At 42.6% G+C, this 19,202-nt stretch carries 15 protein-coding genes and 2 pseudogenes; 8 read left to right on the top strand and 9 right to left on the bottom strand.

All coding sequences use genetic code 11. From position 1 onward, the window contains the following. Nucleotides 1–56: 56 nt before the first annotated feature. From fldA to KTR07_RS10170, 8 genes are all read left to right on the top strand, one after another. Complete coding sequence (gene fldA, locus KTR07_RS10205; protein ID WP_008765037.1) at nt 57–563, top strand: flavodoxin FldA; 507 nt, start codon at nt 57–59, stop codon at nt 561–563. A 33-nt stretch (nt 564–596) separates the two neighbouring features. Beyond that, nucleotides 597–959, top strand: coding sequence for a DUF2023 family protein (locus tag KTR07_RS10200; protein ID WP_008763079.1), 363 nt, complete (start codon nt 597–599; stop codon nt 957–959). Between the two features lie 153 nt (nt 960–1,112). Next, entirely contained in the window at nt 1,113–2,138 is a 1,026-nt protein-coding gene (locus KTR07_RS10195; protein WP_008765036.1) for a TQO small subunit DoxD, read from the top strand. A 702-nt stretch (nt 2,139–2,840) separates the two neighbouring features. Continuing rightward, on the top strand, nt 2,841–3,845 hold the full coding sequence (locus KTR07_RS10190) for a hypothetical protein (protein WP_008765035.1): 1,005 nt from the start codon (nt 2,841–2,843) through the stop codon (nt 3,843–3,845). Nucleotides 3,846–3,902: 57 nt separating this feature from the next. Continuing rightward, the gene (locus tag KTR07_RS10185; RefSeq protein ID WP_008765034.1) at nt 3,903–4,334 is read left to right on the top strand and encodes a hypothetical protein; all 432 of its coding nucleotides are present in this window, start codon (nt 3,903–3,905) and stop codon (nt 4,332–4,334) included. 44 nt (nt 4,335–4,378) lie between these two features. Beyond that, the gene (locus KTR07_RS10180) at nt 4,379–4,948 is read left to right on the top strand and encodes a hypothetical protein (RefSeq protein ID WP_008765033.1); all 570 of its coding nucleotides are present in this window, start codon (nt 4,379–4,381) and stop codon (nt 4,946–4,948) included. 38 nt (nt 4,949–4,986) lie between these two features. After that, on the top strand, nt 4,987–5,448 hold the full coding sequence (locus tag KTR07_RS10175; RefSeq protein ID WP_008765032.1) for a radical SAM-associated putative lipoprotein: 462 nt from the start codon (nt 4,987–4,989) through the stop codon (nt 5,446–5,448). A 2-nt stretch (nt 5,449–5,450) separates the two neighbouring features. Continuing rightward, nucleotides 5,451–6,551 carry a TIGR04133 family radical SAM/SPASM protein gene (locus tag KTR07_RS10170; protein WP_008765031.1) on the top strand — a complete coding sequence of 367 codons (1,101 nt, stop codon included), beginning with the start codon at nt 5,451–5,453 and terminating at the stop codon, nt 6,549–6,551. A 321-nt stretch (nt 6,552–6,872) separates the two neighbouring features. On the opposite strand, the pseudogene KTR07_RS10165 reads toward KTR07_RS10170, so the two are convergent. The 9 genes and pseudogenes from KTR07_RS10165 to KTR07_RS10125 form a co-directional block, all read right to left on the bottom strand. Then, nucleotides 6,873–7,907, bottom strand: a pseudogene (locus KTR07_RS10165) (ABC transporter ATP-binding protein); the annotation flags it as partial. Between the two features lie 52 nt (nt 7,908–7,959). Further along, nucleotides 7,960–8,301, bottom strand: a pseudogene (locus KTR07_RS10160) (TetR/AcrR family transcriptional regulator); the annotation flags it as partial. A 188-nt stretch (nt 8,302–8,489) separates the two neighbouring features. Beyond that, a complete protein-coding gene (locus KTR07_RS10155) occupies nt 8,490–10,793 on the bottom strand; it encodes a family 20 glycosylhydrolase (protein WP_008765029.1) in 2,304 nt (767 codons plus the stop codon). Between the two features lie 178 nt (nt 10,794–10,971). Continuing rightward, a complete protein-coding gene (locus tag KTR07_RS10150; RefSeq protein ID WP_008765028.1) occupies nt 10,972–11,541 on the bottom strand; it encodes a YdeI family protein in 570 nt (189 codons plus the stop codon). Between the two features lie 280 nt (nt 11,542–11,821). Then, the gene (locus KTR07_RS10145) at nt 11,822–14,161 is read right to left on the bottom strand and encodes a TonB-dependent receptor (RefSeq protein ID WP_008765027.1); all 2,340 of its coding nucleotides are present in this window, start codon (nt 14,159–14,161) and stop codon (nt 11,822–11,824) included. Nucleotides 14,162–14,257: 96 nt separating this feature from the next. Continuing rightward, nucleotides 14,258–14,599 carry a hypothetical protein gene (locus KTR07_RS10140; protein WP_011107300.1) on the bottom strand — a complete coding sequence of 114 codons (342 nt, stop codon included), beginning with the start codon at nt 14,597–14,599 and terminating at the stop codon, nt 14,258–14,260. A gap of 121 nt (nt 14,600–14,720) precedes the next feature. Beyond that, nucleotides 14,721–17,048, bottom strand: coding sequence for a TonB-dependent receptor (locus tag KTR07_RS10135; protein ID WP_008765025.1), 2,328 nt, complete (start codon nt 17,046–17,048; stop codon nt 14,721–14,723). A gap of 89 nt (nt 17,049–17,137) precedes the next feature. Continuing rightward, nucleotides 17,138–17,494, bottom strand: a complete 357-nt coding sequence (locus tag KTR07_RS10130; protein WP_008763067.1) for a hypothetical protein — start codon at nt 17,492–17,494, stop codon at nt 17,138–17,140. Nucleotides 17,495–17,569: 75 nt separating this feature from the next. Next, nucleotides 17,570–19,168, bottom strand: a complete 1,599-nt coding sequence (locus tag KTR07_RS10125) for an aspartate:alanine exchanger family transporter (protein ID WP_008765024.1) — start codon at nt 19,166–19,168, stop codon at nt 17,570–17,572. Between the last annotated feature and the right edge of the window lie 34 nt (nt 19,169–19,202).

Genomic DNA, 19,202 nt, shown 5'->3' with positions numbered 1-19,202 from the left:
TCCTATTTCTCCGAGACCCTCTATCTTTGCACCATCACATTAAAATAGAATCAAAGATGAATAAAATTGGAGTATTTTATGGTTCCACTACCGGAACAACAGAAGACCTTGCCCGTCGGATTGCAGAGAAACTAGATGTTCCTTCCGCACATATTTATGATGTATCCAAACTCACTGAAGCTTTGGTCGGTGAATATGATGTACTGGTACTGGGCAGTTCCACATGGGGAGCCGGTGAATTGCAGGATGACTGGTACGACGGTATTAAAGTTTTAAAGAAATGCGATCTGTCTCACAAATATGTAGCCTTGTTCGGTTGTGGTGATTCCGATTCTTACAGCGATACGTTCTGTGATGCTATCGGTATTCTTTATGAAGAACTGAAAGATACCCGCTGCAAATTCTGTGGAGCGGTGGACACAGCCGGTTATACATTCGATTCTTCTATCGCTGTCGTTAATGGCAAGTTCGTAGGTCTTCCACTCGACGAAGTCAATGAAGACGGTCAGACAGATGAACGTATCAGCGCATGGGTTGAACAAGTAAAACAAGAAATCAGCTAATCTTTATCTCCATATAAAATAACAGTTTACATCATGGCTACCGAAAGAATCATTCCCGGAGAAATCCGGATTTTCCTCAACCACATTTATGAGTTCAAGAAAGGCGTACGCAACATGGTACTCTATACGATGAGCAGAGAGCACGAAGAGTTTGCCATCCGCCGGCTGAAGAATCAGAAGATCAGTTATATGATACAAGAAGTAGGTACTAACAAGATTAATCTGTTTTTCGGCAAACCCGAATGTATGGAAGCCATGCGGCATATCATCATTCGCCCCTTGAATCAACTGTCTGCCGAAGAGGACTTCATCTTGGGAGCCATGCTGGGATACGACCTTTGCCAACAATGCAAACGGTATTGTAATAAAAAAGAAGGTATAAAGATAGCCGTTTAAAGAATAACTTTTGCATTGTTAGCTTTGTTTTGTATGTAGTTTATCTTGAGTAGAATCGTTTCAAAAAAAACAGGTTTTCATAAAAACATTTTCCACTGGAAACTTGTTCTAATAAGAAACGATTCTCTCAATAACAAACTAACAACAAACAGTATGCTGACACAACAACAAGAACCATCCAAAGCCTACGTACTTGCGGGCATTTTCACTCTCTCCTTACGACTGATCGTAGGCTGGACTTATTTTTCAGCTTTTTGGCGCAGACTCGTTCTCGAAAACAAACTCATTCCGGATGCCACCGGATACATTGGAGAAAAGTTCAATCATTTCCTTCCCAATTCCATTGGTATCAAACCGATTATTGAATACTTGGTCAGCACACCGGATTTACTTTGGTGGGCAATGGTAATTTTCACATTAGTAGAAGGCATCGTCGGGTTACTCTATATGCTCGGTTTCTTCACACGATTAATGAGTATCGGCGTATTCAGTCTGGCATTCGGCATTCTTTTAGGCTCCGGCTGGCTGGGCACTACCTGCCTCGACGAATGGCAAATCGGCATCTTGGGAGTGTCAGCCGGATTCACTATTTTCCTGTCCGGTGGTGGAAAATATTCTTTGGATTATCTGTTATTACCAAAACTTTCCAAGAACAAATGGCTTGTATGGCTTACTTCCGGTGAACTTCCACTATCTATCAAGCAATTCAGTAAAGTCGCAATAAGCGGTGCAGTACTGCTTTTCATACTGACCTTATATACTAACCAAGTCTTCCATAACGGTATTTGGGGACCTTTGCACAACAAATCGGTCAAACCGGAACTGAAAATATCCAATGCAAAGATTCAAGAGGATATCCTCACGTTCAAAGTATACCGGATAGAAGGAGCCGACGTGTACGGTTCCTTCCTGATCGGCATAACACTAAAAGACGAGAATGGAAAAACAATACTTCAAAAGAATGGAGAAGAGCTAGCCCGCTTCCCACTTACCCGAATAAAAAATGACTATGTAGCCAAAGTAGCTCCGGGAAAACACAGCCTCATCATTCCTTTAGGAAGTAAAGCAACTCTTACAATCAGAAGTGATGTTTTTATGGACTTGCCCAAAAGTGACTACGAACTAATTCTGACAGATATAAGTGGTATAACCTGGAAAGAGAAAATTACCGTCAATTAAATCAAGTCAGAAAAATCTAATAACAAAAGACGGACTTTGTGGAAAGAAATATATATCGTACAAACTGTTTTTGCTATTTATGGGGAGTAGATACTGACGCTATTTACAGGATATAGTTACGCTATTTGCAGGCTGTAGTTACACTATACGCACAATATACCTTATCTAACCTTACTCTTCACGCTACTAAGCCCCGTGCTGAAGCACTCTGAGAGCCGGTCCGGGAGTAGAAGAACTACTTTCAGAGAGCGAGAAACCGCTATTTGAGGCAATTCTACAATATACAACGATAGGGAATTACTTTAAATCAAATCAAAAAGAAAGGATATCACAGAAAGTATCACACTTTTTGCTATTACACATATCCTTTCCAATATATGCAAAAGGGGGAGAATATCAATTCGCACATCCTGTGGATAAATACCAGCCTAGCATGGTAAAGATAAAAACGAGCCCGCTCTTTACCTTTTCCTGATCAAACATATCATGCAACAGATCATTGTTGACTGTCAAGGGATGCTTTTTCATAGGATAGAGGAAAAAACTAACAAATTCCTTTGTGGGTGATCAGACAAAACTGTATTTTTAGAGGCATAATATTGATGAATTATTAAATAGAAATGAATTAGATTGCTAACAAACTGATAAAGCACCTTAATAGTCAATTATCTGCCGGACATTAGCGGTTAAAATAAAAAACAAATGAACAGAATATTTGAAATAGAAGAATTAAACGAACTTGAAGTTTTTTTGAAATCTCAAAATGATATTGACAAATTGCGAGATAGTTTATTCGCTGAATTTCTTAAATATGCGGATTACAAAAATGTAGAAGAGTGGAATAATGCAGTTCGGGTTTGCGAGAGTTTGGCAATCATAGGTTGGGGATCTAATGAGGCCCTTGAGGCATTAAGAGGCTCTTTCTTTAATGGAAACCCGATGACTTGCTTTGTCAATAAACACAGAGAGCCTCGTTTCGTCGAAGCCATTTGGTCAAGAAGAATAAACGGATTTACCATGGAAGCAGGAAGGACAAGTTATCATTTCAGCCCGGATGATCCCTTTCAGAGGCAATCCATAGCATGGGAATATAAAACGAAAGAAGATGTACAAGGTATAGAACTTAGAAGTCAACGAAATTGGATTCCTAAAAATCCCATTTGGATTGAACGTACAATTGGTAACTGTTATGAGAACTCTAAGGTTGTTATTGAAAGTATTGAGAATGATTTACAATCAAAATTAAACAAACAAATGCGACCTGAATTGTATGGTCAGGCTGTCAATAAAATTATTCTAAAGTGTTCATTTAGTTATTACGACCATGTTTGCTGTAAATGCAATTACGTTATCGCTGATGAAAAACTGAAATTGAGACAAAAAGAATTATACCCCAAATTACTAACAATGTTTACCAAACAAGAGATTGAAAAGAATGGATATTATCTTCGAAATCGCTTTGAGTTTGGACCATTCAGAACAGATACTGGAAAAGTAAAAGCAGTGATAACCCTTGAAAAAGAATTTAGTGAACTGAATCATTCTGAACAAAAAAAAAGATTAAGCGAATATATCCTATCAGCATTAAGTCATATAACAAACAAACTAAATAAGAAGGTTAAGTATGACTTTGATTTAATGTTGGCTGATTTTAATGTAATATTGACCGAATGGAGTAATGAACAACTACCACTAACGAGCAAATGAGTTGTCTTAACGGTCGGTTAGCCACCGGACATTAGTTGCAATAAAAAATGAAGAAAAATGAAAGGATATAGAATAGCAATGAAGCTGATTAATCAAACCAAGATTTTTAAATTTATAGTTCCCATTATAGTATTCATTCTATTGTATGCTGTCTCAACAATTAGAAACAACAATGTAAGAAAGGATGGCATATATTCTATAGTAACTCTTATTAAATACGGTTCTGCTTATAGAGGACAAAGCGCAAAATATGAATTTATATATAATAAGACTTTATATAAAGGAAGTTTTTTTATATCATTTAACGAGAGTAAAAACACTCCAATCGGAACCCGTTATTTTGTAACATTCTTAGCCAAAGCCCCCAACCGACATCGAATATTAGACACCGTACCATCCTGGTTTACTCTAAAAGCGCCAGATAAAGGATGGAAAACATTACCTACACAAAAACAACTACGAATAATGATGAAAGATAGCTTGATTTAAACGAAACATGGCAATCCGGATTCTGTAAAAGAATTGAATTAAATATGAAAGATAAAAGTTTGGAAAAAAACACATTCTGGATTTATTCTACAAATAAGTTTGTTTGGGCAGGAGTTGCAATATGCAGTATATTCAGTGCATTTATGATCTACTTTTTATGTGTATCCAATTTAAGTGAGAATAAAGTCCTTTTTATTTTCTTGTTGCCCATATCTTTGTCTATCCTGTTAATCTATTGGGCATTACCCAGTAAGATTTTACTTTGTGAGGATAGAATAGAAGAACGAAGCCTGTTCGGGAAAAGAAGCATCCGGGTGGATGAGATTAATTCGTGGGGAGTTGTGCAAATGTATAAACCCTACCGTTGTAAAGAGGGTATTTATTCTTACATACCTGCCAAGTCATTCAAGCCTTCCCGCCAAATAGAGGAGAACATGATTTTCTCGTATAGCCTGTTTTTATCCAATATTCCGCACTATGACGGTAAAAAGAAAGATTCCTTCCAAACAGATAAAACTATTTTTGTCAGTTATCGGAAAGAAGTGTATATTGCATTGGAAAAGCATCTAAAAAAAATAAAACGAACAATGGAGAACAACCAATTCAAAGATTAATTATCTTTGTCCCAACAAGAACTAAACACATTAACAACATGAAAAACAAATATCTACTAAGTCTGCTCGCCGCTTTAGGCTTTTCCGGATGTGGCAATAATAACGAGATCTGGGACGAACCTTGTTATTATGGTCCCGGTCCCGTCTGGACTCCTGACATTATAATAAGCAGTCAAGTACAAAATGAAGAAAAAGAAACTATTAATGGCATTCGCGTAGTATCCAGTTATATGAATCAAGAAGATTCATTAATTACAGATACTGCCTATACCGAGTCACGTGAAATAGAGCATTATACGGTAAGCGGTATAGCAATCAATACATTTAAATTCAAAGAGTATCCTCCCAAAGATACAGAAATGTACCTTGAGTATACAGATGTAGACGGCGAAAAGAATGGTGCATACCAAACAAAAAAGATTAGAATACAAGACCTTGGAAAAGAGGGAAAAGTCACTTTACTTAAAGAGGAGAAAAAAGAAGAAGAAAAAGAAGACTAAGAATGAAACGTATCATCCCCCTTACTCCCCGCCGATGGCTGGCTTTAGAAATATTTCGCCGGATGAAACACGAAAGAGTGGAAGAACATCCGCTCAGGCAGCTTTTTTGGGAATGCACCTTACGATGTAATGTACGTTGCCGCCATTGTGGCAGTGACTGCAAGTCCTCTCCCGCTACTCCGGATATGCCTCTACAGGATTTTCTAAAAGTACTGGACAGCATAGCAACACATACCAATCCGCACGATGTATTCGTCATTATCTCCGGTGGAGAGCCAACCGTACGTGAAGATTTAGAAACTTGCGGCAAAGAAATATCCCGACGGGGATACCCGTGGGGCATGGTATGCAACGGCCTGTGTCTCACGCGCGAACGGCTTCACAACCTGATCCGTAGCGGTATGCGTAGTATATCCATCAGCCTGGACGGACTGAAGGATGTACACAACTGGATGCGACGACATCCCGAAAGTTTCGATTGTGCCGTAAATGCCATACGGGAAATCACAGCTATCCCCGAACTGACATTCGACGTCATTACCTGTGTCACCCGCCGTAGCCTGCCACAGTTGCCGGCTATGAAAGAGTTACTTATCAGTCTCGGAGTCAAACGATGGAGGGTATCTACCATCTTTCCGGTAGGACGAGCCGCCGAAGAACCGGAATTCCGTATGAACGGAGAAGAACTGAAACAAGTACTCGACTTCATCCGTGACACCCGAAAGGAAGGAATTATCCGTGCGAGTTACGGCTGCGAAGGTTTCCTGGGTAACTATGAAGGTGAAGTACGGAATACTCCTTTCTTCTGTAGCGCCGGAATATCAGTCGGCTCCGTTTTAATTGACGGTTCTATCAGTGCCTGTAGCAGCATCCGCTCCAACTACCATCAAGGAAATATCTATCAGGATGATTTTTGGGAAATATGGCAAACGAAATTCCAGCCTTATCGCGACCGTTCATGGATGAAAAAAGACGAGTGCGCCCGATGCAAATACTTCCGTTATTGTCAAGGCAATGGTATGCATTTGAGAGATAATGAAGGAAAACTACTGGTATGTCATCTGAACAGGTTGACAGGAAACTCTGCAAATGTTCCGGAATAAAAGATTCAGCCCCACTATATATTGCTAGTAACCCGCCCAAGAATACCCATTTCAGGTGATTGCAGGAAATCGTCAAAGCCCCTATCTTTGCAATATCAGAATTGAATTAATTAGTCATAATTAAAAAATTACGTAGCCACATTGAAAACATTGGAATCGGCCGAAGTGATTCTCCCGCATTCTCACATTTGGTTGTTAGTTAAAAAAAACATATAATGTATTCAATATTACAGAATAAGTGTAAATAGCATAAATTCTAGTAAACAAAAGGCCCGGCTTGTGAAAGCCGGACCTTTTCGTTTTATCTCTGATGAGCCGTTTTTATAGTTTCCATCCCGATGTCTGTTCCTGTATATTCCAAAGTTTGGCGTACAGCCCCGGCCGGCTCAAAAGTTCATCATGAGTGCCTTGTTCCGCAATTCGTCCTTCTTCCAGCACAATAATCCGGTCGGCATTTCGGATCGTTTTGAGGCGGTGAGCGATAACGATTACCGTCCGCCCCGCAATCAAGGTATTGATAGCTTGCTGCACTTCCACTTCATTTTCTTCATCCGTAGCATCTGTCCTGCCGAAACGGATATTATTCTTCAGCGTATCCTAAAACAGATAGACATCCTGAAAAACCATGGAACAATGTTTCATTAATGACTCCAGCTCCAGTTCTTTCATATCCATTCCGTTAAAACGAACCGAGCCTTTATGCGGATCATAGAAGCGTGCGCAAAGTTTCAGCATCGTACTCTTTCCGCTTCCGGAAGGACCGACCAAAGCAGTGAGCGTCCCTTTTCTAAGAGTCACGGAAATATCATGCAGTATTTCCTTTTCCTGATAGCCGAAAGATACATGATCAAAAGTAATATCTCCGCTTTCGGGCACATCACGATTTCCCTTCATTTCCGATTCGTTCATCAACGTAAGGATACGTCCTCCTGCGATGGAGAAGTAGCGAAACTCGGCAAAGTTAGTCAAGGCAGATGTCAACGGATCGAAAACACGGGAACCGACTACCAGAAACATGACAAACGTGAGCAGTGAAAGTTCGCCTCCTATCAACAGGTACGTACCGCAAAGTATCATGAATGTCAATCCGGCACGAATCAATGTAACCGAGAATAAGATAAATGGGCCGAGAAGCGCCTCCTGCCGGATACAGGCACGACGGAGATCACTATAAGCCATTTTCAGGCGTTCGAACTTGCCTCCCAACAAATTATATGCTTTCATCACCCGTATGCCTTGCAGATATTCTTCCAAGCGGTTTCCGGCATTAATCTTAGCTTCAATCTGCCGCACACTCAGCTTACGCTGGGCGATATTGCTAAGCAACAGGACAGCAACCGCAAGCGGTAAACATACCTTTTCATTTATCGGTATACTCCGAACGGAAGTTTTCCAGGGATGATCCCTATGCCTGGAAAAGTAACATACGCAACCGGGCACGGTGTTCGGAAACCAAATCGATATATTCCTGCACGGATTCCTGCTGATAGTCCGAATTCGTAAAAACCTCTATGGACATCTGATTGGCATCATGTCGGTATATCTTGACATACAAATCATTCAGCACAGGTTTCAGAATCGTGCGGAATATCTCATCCTTATTGGTGAAATAATGATAGATGTTGCTGACTGTAATCCCTGTTCGGGAAGCAATTTCGCGCATGGAAGCATCCTTATATCCTTTTTCAGAGAATACTTCTTCGGCTATGTGGAGGATTTTTTCCTGTATGTCTTCTTTCAGATATTGCATAGTGGCGTTTTATTCACTCTGCAAAGTTGAGAAGAACTTTTGATTTGGGAAATACCCATTTATAGGGATATTTCAACAAGAATTACCTACAGAATAAAAACAGCGGATAAAAGTATCCCTACTTCTACCCGCCTTCTATCAAACCTTATCTATATTAATACCTAATAAAAAATCTTCAGGGGATCTGTTTATTCATGTTTCAGCCATTCTTTCGGAAGCACTTCTTTCTCACCCTTTTCATTGACTAATTCCATCTGCAAAACTCCGCCATTGCAATCGAAGTAGCGTACTTCTATCGGGTGCAGTCCGGCTTTCAAGGCCTTCTGTACTATAATCTCTACCGGTGAATGTGCTCCGTCATTATCTCCCAGTAGTTCTCCGTCCAGTTTCAGCGTACTGCCGTCGTCCGAAAGAAGGGCAAATGTATAGATGCCATCAGCAGGTACTTCCAGGTAGCCCGTGAGTATCAGACCGATATCTCCTTTCACCTCTTCGGGGATAGAAACGGATTCTACGACATACTCACCATTCACGGGAGCCGCATCGATATCCGCACAAAGATTACCACGGAATTTATGCCATACGGCTTTTAGTCCAGAATTCAAAGAAGCCGGAGCAGCAGTTGCCTCCGCATAAGGAGCTTTGACGTATCGGGTACGTGCTACATCCGATGGAGTACCGTCGGGACGGAAAGTGCGGAAAGTAAAATCTGTCGTTTCCGTCACTTTCAGATTTCCTTCATAAAGAGTGGATTGCTTAGTCGGCATACTTCCGTCAGTAGTATAACGGACTTCAATGCCCGGCAACGGACAAGTCAGATCAACCGAAGCCTCATCAAGGAAAGCATTCACTTTGTAGAATCCTTCCAGATCGGGTACCCGGTAGTTCAATCCAAGGATATCCATCCGCTTGAAATGCGGAACAAGCTGACGATAGAACTCTTTCAGATCCGGTTTCGCCTCCGGCTGCACCCAGGCTATTTCACTCAACGCCACCATACGGGGAAGTATCAGATATTCGATACGTTTCATAGACGGAATCCATTCTGCCCAGAGATTAGCCTGCACGCCCCAGAAACATTCTTTCTGTTCGGGTGACAAGCGGTCGTCTGCATACGGATCGTATGCCAATATCTTCTTCACGGAGTTTTTATCCTGCGCATAATCAAAATAGAAATATTCATTCGGGCAGGCAATCACTCTTTGTCCTTGCGAAGTGGCCATAGGCACCGCCTCTTTCGACCAACTTCTCCACCAGGTAATGGCAGCATCCGAAGTCAGTCCGTCGGCAACAACTTCATCCCAGCCTATCAACTTCTTTCCATTGGCAAGGAAGAATTTCTCCATATCACGCACAAACCATGCCTGCAAATCTTCTACCGATTTCAGTCCTTCCGTGCGGATTCGCTTCTGGCAACGGGGGCACTTTTTCCAGTTATTTTTCTCGACTTCGTCACCCCCCATGTGTACATATTCATAAGGAAAGAGATCGAAAATCTCTTTAAAGACATCCTGACAGAATTCCAGCGTCGTATCCTTTCCCGGACAAATAGGAGAAGAGAATGTTTCTCCCCAGCCGATCAGTCCGTCACAAGCGAGATCCGGGTATTGGGTAATAGCAGCCAGGAAATGTCCCGGCATATCTATTTCCGGAATCACATCAATACCTCTCTGTGCAGCATAATCTACAATTTCTTTTATATCTTCGTGCGTATAGTAACCACCATACAGAGTATCTCCTTCTACAATCCGTATTTTGTTTTCCGGAATCAGGAAGTCGGTATTGTCCTCTTCTACCGCACGCTCCATACAACCACGGTCGTGCTTGTTAAATTTCCGCCACGCTCCTTTTTCCGTCAGCAACGGATATTTCTCAATTTCGATCCGCCATCCCTGATCATCCGTCAGATGCCAGTGGAACTTATTCAGTTTATATAAGGACATCAGATCCAGCACATGTTTCACTTCATCTTTATTCCAGAAGTGACGGGAAGCATCCAGCATAAAACCACGCCATTCAAAGCGCGGCGAGTCCTCTATTTGCACGGCAGGAATGGAGAAAGTCTGTTTCGTTCCCTGCACTTCTATTCCGGCAGGCAGCAGTTGGTGGAGGCTGGCAATGGCGGAAACGATACCCGAATAATCTCCGGCTTCAACCTGAACAGACTTGGGGGTAGCCTGAAGTTTGTAAGAGCCGGGCTTTCCATTATCCTGCCCTAGCTGGAGATAGATATCCGCCTTATCGGCTTCGGTCACCTCTACAGAAGTAGACACCACATTCCGAAGAATATCCTGCAAATATCCGGCAGCCGGAAATAAGGACTGATCGGAAACGCCGATTTTCATTCCATCCTTTAAGACGAAAGCACCCGACTGTTCCGTCAGACTAACGGGGGTAGGTAAAATTGCAATCTCCTGCTTCACCGTAGGCGTGCAAGAGGACAAAATACATGCTGATGCAATCAGTAGAGAAGTACTTAGTTGTTTGAACATAAGGTTAACTGTTTAATAAGTTGATTACTTTGACTTTTATTGACTATCTATATATAATACAACTCAAACAGGCAAACTACTAAAAGGGAAAGAAAAGTTTTTAGTGATTTACTACTAATGATGCTCCATCGCTTCCATCAGACTATAAGGATATTCTTCCATAAAGATTCGGACAATCTCAATAATATTTCTCTATTCCGCCAAATCCGGTTATCATCTTATTCTCTTTCACTTTACAGATAAAGTTGTTTAATCGCTTTTCAAATTCTTCCGGTCGCTTCCTTGCTGCTTCAATGTATGCAATTCGGATACGCTTATATGCGTCGGAAAAATGCCGGTAGTTTCTCCATGCTATTTCATCTTCTTTCAATCTGTCCATTATGTCATTGGGAAAAATAAAAGGGTCAGATAAAACTGTGCGTATTTTATCTTCAAATTCAGGGTGTATCATTTTATTTGCCAATAACCATTTAAGTCTTTCTTTGTTGGCTTGCGAGTATGTACTTTTAGGTTTTCTAGGCGTGAAACGCTGAATTCTATGTTCTTTATCAAGCGGTTTTATCGTACTGTCAATCCATTCGAAACAAAGGGCTTCTTCAACAGCATCGTTGTATGCAATACTTTTTTCACCTGACGATTTAAGAGGAAATACAAACCAAATTTCGTCTTCGGTTTCAAAGTTGTCCATCAGCCACTTTCTCCAGTCTTCCCGATTTTCAAAATACTTTATTTTATTTTCTGTTGCCATAATAGGTCATTCAAACTAATTATTTTACTGCCTTTACATTCGTAATAATGAAGCATTTCGTCCATCTTCTTTTTATCATAATCCGTAATACAATCTGATAAGACTTTGAATCGCTTACTTACAATCGCCAAAAATACTAAAAATCGGTCAGGCAGACATGATTATCGTTGAAATCATCAATGCCAAATCTGTCGCTTATTTATAAAACATCCGGGAAGCAATCGTTTTATCACATTCCCGGATGCATAAAATGTTCTGAAAATAACAGACCGGTATCGTATCAATAACTAATCTTCACTCCGGCAAAGAAACTTCTCGGAAGCGAAGGACCGTAGATATAGTTGGAATCCCGGTTAGCTCCTCTGTCGAAGTCTTTCTGATATGCTTCAAAGATATTCTGAACACCTCCGCTAAGTTGTAAGTCTACCGTTTTATAGAGTTTGAAGTCATACGCTATCTTCACTCCCATATCGAAGAACCGGGGTGTACGGATGGCTTCCGCCTTTCGCTCGGGCATATCGCCCATTGCTACGTTTTCTGCGCTGATGTCCATACGCTGCACAAGCATACTGCCGGTATATGTACCCGAGAGAGCAATGGACAACGGTTTGACGGGAGTATAAGTAGCCGTAAAATAACCGTAGATATCGGGAGTACGGAAGATTTTTCTTTCTGCCGGCGCATCATCGTGCCATTTATGCGGTTCATCGTATCGGCTGCGCTGCAATGTCAGTCCTGCCTGTATTTGAAGCAAAGAAAGATAAGCAATCTTTCCTTCCAGAGTCAATCCCATTACTTTGGCTCCCGGACCATTGCTGCGTATTTTCACCAGCACACCGTCACCACGGTCAAAAGGCCCTCCTAACACGAACACATCAGTCAGCCTCGTATAAAATCCTTCTACTAACAGATTAGTCTGAAAAGCACCAAAGCGGTGATACATATCTGCGGATGCACTGAAGCTCTGCGATTTTTCCTCTTTCAAGTCCTTTGCACGCTCGATCATCGCCACTGTTCCACCTACATTTTCGATATGCATATCTTCGTCAAATGCCTGTGGGGCGCGGAAGCCGGAAGAATAGCTCAAACGCAGATTGATATTATCCGTAGGATTGAAACGCAGGTTGGCACGCGGGCTGAAAATAACATCATCCACCATATTGTGCTTATCCAGACGCCCGCCAATCAAAATTCCCCAATGTTTGTTTTTCCATTCGTTCTGTAGAAAAGCACTGTAAACCTTGACCGTCTGGTCCGTATGGCGGTCGTATCCCCACATATTATCTTTCAGCCGGTCACGGTTATATTCGAGTCCCGCTGTCAGGTCGGAAGGCATGAAAAGACATTTGTCGAATGTGTGCACATATTGCACACCGCCCATAGCGGTGAGGTCGGTCGTCTTTCCGTATGCTTTCAGAGGATCGTTGCCGGGACCATAATAACTGTCACGATCCGTATTGGCTGCCGAGGCAAAAACACTTAAACGATTCTTTTCATTCGGTGAGAAATAATCGTATTTCAGACTTCCGCCATCTATGGAGTGTTGTAACTGCTCGGCAATATGGGCTTCGTGAGGAGGACGATCCAGCATATCTCCACCACGGCGGAATTCCTGCATATGATGGTATTCAAACGTTAGTTTGGAGTAAGTACTCGTTTTCAGATAAGAACGGAAACCGACCGTCTGATTCTTCAGTTTCGGAAGTTCCGTAAATCCGTCTCCGTCATAATCATATCCCGACCGATGACGGTTCTGCCCGAAGATATACAATCCGGCACGATGATCGTCCGTTACAAGGGAAGCATTCAGCGAGGTGTTGTTATCGAATGCGGAACTGCCACCAATGGAAGTGATCGTATGCGATAACTGACCGGAATTTCGCAGAGGCTCCTTCGTAATGATATTGATCGTTCCCGCAATGGCCGAAGAGCCGAACAATGCCGATCCACCCCCGCGCATGACTTCTACACGTTCGATCATGCTGGCAGGAATCTGCTCCAGCCCGTATACCCCGGAAAGGGCACTGAACACGGGACGGGAGTCGATGAGTATCTGTGTATAGGGGCCGTCCAGCCCATTGATCCGGACTTGCTGAAACCCACAATTCTGACAGTTAGTCTCTACACGGACACCAGGCTGAAAATTCAAGCCCTGTGATAATGTAGAAGAATTAGTGGTTTCAAACAGTTTCAAATCTACTACATTGACCAGAGTCGGTGCCAGACGTCGGGTCGTTTCACTACGGTTGGCAGAGACGACTACTCCGTCCAGAGCAATCGCATCTTCTTCCAGTTCAAAGTTCTCTTCCAGCGTTTTACCTTTTTTCAAGGTCACACTACGGGTAACCGTCTTATACCCTACCGAGCTGACTTCCATCATAAAGTTTCCTTCCGGCAGATTCTTCAGGAAGTAGTGTCCGGTAGCGTCGGTGACGGTTCCTATAGTGGTTCCCTTTAATGCTATGGTAATATAAGGCAGATGCTCACTTGTCTTTTTATCCAATACATGACCAATTATATTCGCATCAGATTTTTTCAATTCCGGATACTCCGGATGTTCAGCCAATGCAGGCAACAAGGCACAACATAGGCTGACCAGGACTAAAAGATATTTTTTCATTGTCGTTAGTCTTTTAATGTTTTAAATCAAAAATAATAAGGATGGGAAGCAACAGCAGTTTCCAAAGAAGACCTGCCTGCTTATACGTGATGCAGACTAAACGACAGGAGGCGCTCTGAGAGAAATGGCGCCCGGACAGGGACGACAATACCGCATACGCTGCGGAGAGGCGAGAAAAATACATAAAAGAGACAGGACAGAAGTCACAAACAAAGGTGTCAAACCATTATCTGTCACCAATGTATGGTCCAATATGTGAATCAGCTGAAACTCTACTGTCGTATGGCTATGTTCGCCACCTTTCTTAAAGGGATGTGAATGAACAATCGTAACCCCGTTTACCACATGGGAGTGAGTAAACAAAGTAATCCCTGCCATGTACGAAATAAACAGTACAGGCAAAAACCACTTCATTATATTCAGGTATATTTGTTTCATTCGTCAGTTTTTGTGCAGCGAAGATAAGGTTTATCTTCTGCGGCAAAGATAGGGATTGTCCGGTTCCGAAACAATCCCCATTTATAAGGATTTATAAGCTAAAAAGATTATTAAACCATTATTAATAGCTAATTTTCACTCCAGCAAAGAAACTTCTCGGCAGTGAAGGGCCATAAATATAGCCCGAATCACGGTCGGCTCCCTTATCAAAGTCATTCTGATAAGCATTGAAGATATTCTGTATTCCGGCATTCACCTGCAAGTTCATCGACTTATAGAGTTTGAAGTCGTATGCCGCCTTCAGAGCGATATCGAAGAAGTCTTCCGTATTGACCGTAATCGGTTTGTCGAGGAATCCGGGAACAGGTTCGTGAGGTATCAGCATCGAACCCGTATAGGTACCGGAAAGGGCGATAGACAACGGTTTGACCGGAGTATAAGTAGCTGTAAAATAGCCGTAAGTATTCGGGGTACGCATCATCTTCTTTACTGCCGGAGCTTCTTTGTTCCACACGTGCGGTTCGCTGTAATGGCTCTGCTGCAAAGTAGCCCCAGCCTGGATCTGGAATTTATTCAGATAAGCCATCTTTCCTTCCAGTGTCAGTCCCATCACACGTGCTCCGGGAGCATTATAGCGTGTACGTGTCAGAATTCCGTCTTTTACTTCGCCATCAGTCAATGCAAAGACATCCGACAATTTAGTATAGAACCCTTCCACCAAAAAGTTAATCTGGAATGCACCGAAACGGTGGTAAATATCTGCTGAAGCACTTAAGCTCTGTGATCTTTCCTCTTTCAGATCCTTTGCAAGCTCAACCATTGCCACATTTCCACCTACGTTCTCCACATGCAAATCTTCATCAAAAGCCTGCGGTGCACGGAAACCGGAAGAATAGCTCAAACGCAGGTTAATATTTTGGGTAGGATTGAAACGCAGGTTAGCACGCGGGCTGAATATAATATGATCAATCAGGTTATGCTTATCCAGACGACCGCCAAGCAAGAATCCCCAATGATCGTTCTTCCATTCATTTTGCAGGAAAGCGCTACCGATATTTACTTTTTGATCTACCGTGCGGTGATATCCCCACATATTGTCTTCCAGCTTATCCTGGTTGAATTCGATTCCGGCAGTCAGGTCCGAAGGCATAAAAATACATTTTCCGAAGCTGTAGACATATTGTGATCCTGCCATCCAGTTCAGGTCGGTAGTGTTTCCGTAAGCATTCAGATCCTGCCCGCCACCATAATAGCTGTCACGATTGATGTGTTGTGCGGATGCAAACACATTAAAACGGTGCTTCTCGTTTGGTGAGAAATAGTCATATTTCAATCCACCGCCATTGATGGAATGTTCTGTCTGTTCGGCCACATTCGCTTCATGAGGCGGACGGTTCAGTAAGTCTCCTCCCCTGCGGAATTCTTCCATATGATGATATTCGAAAGTCAGTTTTGAATAAGTAGTCGTTTTCAGGAAGGAACGGAAACCGATTGTCTGGCCATGTATTTTCGGTATTTCAGAATATCCGTCTCCATCATGGTCGTATGCCGAACGGTGGCGGTTCTGACCAAAGATATATAAACCGGCACGCTGATCGTCCGTTACAAGAGAGGCATTCAAAGCAGTATTATTATCGAAAGCGTCTCCATCTCCAATACCGGTAATGGTATGAGACAACATTCCTGAATTGCGAATCGGCTCTTTAGTAATAATATTGATTGTACCGGCAATGGCAGACGACCCGAACAAAGCTGAACCGCCTCCACGCATTACTTCCACACGCTCTATCATGCTGGCAGGAATCTGCTCAATGCCATATACACCCGAAAGTGCACTGAAAATCGGACGGGAATCAAGCAAGATTTGTGTATAAGGACCATCCAAACCGTTAATACGTACTTGCTGGAAACCACAATTCTGACAGTTGGATTCTACGCGTACTCCCGGCTGAAAGCTCAATCCCTGTGCCAGAGTAGTGGAGTTGGTCGTTTCAAACATTTTCATATCGACTACATTCACCAAAGTAGGCGCTAAACGACGGGTGGTCTCGTTACGATTGGCGGAAACAACTACGCCGTCCAAGGCAACCGCATCTTCTTCTATTTCAAAATCTTCTTCCAGCGTACGGCCTTTCTTCAGTGTTACATTGCGTCTTACGGTTTTATAACCTACTGAGCTGACTTCAAGCACGAAGTTACCTTCGGGGAGGTTCTTCAAAAAGTAGTGTCCGGTAGCATCGGTCACAGTACCGATCGTTGTACCTTTCAATGCCACAGTAATATAAGGCAGGTGTTCTTTGGTGTTTTTATCAAGGATATGACCTACGATGTTTGCATCCGATTTACGTAAATCCGGATATTCGGGATGCTCATGGAGAGCAGCTTGTCCTTCGAGGGCAGGCAACAATGCACAGCACAAGCAGACAAGCGAAAAGATGTATTTCTTCATTTTTCGTTTGTTATTCGTTTTCGTTAAGTGATGATGTGAACAAACAGATGAGGACTTCCCGCTTTACCATAAAGCAGGATACCATCGGTTCAAATGACGGAAAAACGAATAGCAGGAGGGGCTCTGAGTGCCACCACCCCATGATAGGGAGAATAGTAGTGCGTATGCTGCGTAATACCATGCAACCGCCACAAGAGGAATGGAATAAAAAGAGAGAGAGCAAACACAACAGCCGCACCGTCCGTTGTCAGATGTGACAGGAAATGAACTAATAACAGTTCGACTGTTGAGTGCTTATGTGCCGCCCCTTTCTTGAAAGGATGCGAATGGACGATTGTCACGCCATTGACCACGTGTATGTGAGCAAAGAATGTGATACTTACCAAATACGATACAAACAGTACCGGCAAGAAACAGCGCATGATATTCAATGACAATCGTTTCACCTCATCTTAAATTTTGAGGCGGCAAAGATACAAACTATTATTTTAACAATCAATACCTATATATACTGATTTTCATTAATACACAGCTGAAGATATCACCTGTATAAATAAAATAAGGAATACCATAGCAATCGGATAAACGGTCGCGTATGCCACGCTTGGAATATTACTGTCTACCATCGAATCGGCAGCAGCCAGTCCCGGAGTACTGGTCATACCTCCCGTAATGGTTCCCAGTAGATCAAGTATGTTGATCTTGAATACCAAGCGTCCTACAATTACCGCAACCAGCATCGGTACTACTGTGATAGCTGCACCCACTCCGAACATCAGTAATCCGCTTTCCTGAAAAGTAGCCACAAGGTTCTTTCCGGCAGAGGTTCCGACTTCAGCAAGGAAAAGCAACAGACCTAACTGCCGCAACAGTTGATTGGCGGGGCCGGACATAGACCAAATGATAGGCCCTGTCTTACCAACGGCACTCAAAACCAACGCCACCATCAATACTCCTCCGGTCAATCCAGGTGAAAACGACAGTGTATCGGAGAAAGAAATATTCAACTTACCAAATAAGACCCCCAGCACAATACCCATCGCGATGGGGAAGAAATCAGTATCGGAAAGTTTCTTCGCATTGTTTCCCAGTAGGCGGGCTACTCCTTTGATGCCTTCCTTCTCTCCTACCACCATCAGTTTATCACCAAACTTCAAAGCCAAATCCGGTGACGGAGATAAGTCAATACCGCTTCGACGAACACGGGTCACCGTACAACCGAAGTTTTTCTGTAAATTCAGATCACCCAGTTGCTTATTGATCATATCTTTCTTGGTCAATAGTAAGGACTCGATTTCCTGTGTTTTATCCAAAGGAAGTTCACCTTCTTCACGTTCGCCAATTAATACAGACAGCTGATTCAGTGATTCCTCACTGCCTACTGCCTGAATATAGTCTCCTTCGTGCAATACTGTATGCGCGGTGGGGATGGATATTTCATCTTTATGTTTCAGACGGGAAATAACAGCACCTGTCATTGCCCGTGCATTGATCTGCATCAAGCTACGGTTGAATACGCTTGCATTAGTGACACGGTAGATACAAGTGCCCAACTCCGGAAATTGTCCGCGGCGCTCTATTTCAAGGCGACGGGCTTCCTGATCCAAATTTACACGCATGATTTTGGGAAGCAGCTTCACAAACAAAATCACTCCGATTACACCAAACGGATAAGCGATACCGTAAGCAATGGATGCTAACGGAGAGTGGGTACTATCAATTGCTACCGCCAATCCCGGAGTACTGGTCAAAGCTCCTGCAATCAATCCGACTACACTCGGCGTATCAATATCGAACGCATACTTCAAACCTACTGCCGTGAGGCAGGCAGAACAGATAATAAGCATAGTAATGAGAATCAGCGTCTTTCCTTTACTACGAAAAGAGTCGAAGAATCCGGGACCGGCCTGAATACCGATGGTAAAAATAAAAAGTACCAAACCGAAGTTTCCTAATTCTTTAGGAATAATAACACCAAAGTGTCCAAAAAGAAGAGCAATAAAGATCACCGCTGACACATCAAGCGATAGCCCCTTAATCTTAATTCTTCCTAACATAAATCCCAACGCTACTATCAGAAAGAGCGAGAAATAAGAGGAATGCAATAAGTCAGTAAACATGTTTTTTAAAGGTTAGTTAGTTTAAGGGCGCAAA

Source organism: Bacteroides sp. MSK.20.82 (genome assembly GCF_019052485.1).
GTDB classification, from domain to species: Bacteria; Bacteroidota; Bacteroidia; order Bacteroidales; family Bacteroidaceae; genus Bacteroides; species Bacteroides thetaiotaomicron.
Note: the sequence above shows the minus strand (reverse complement) of the source record. Positions and strands in the feature narration are given on the sequence as shown.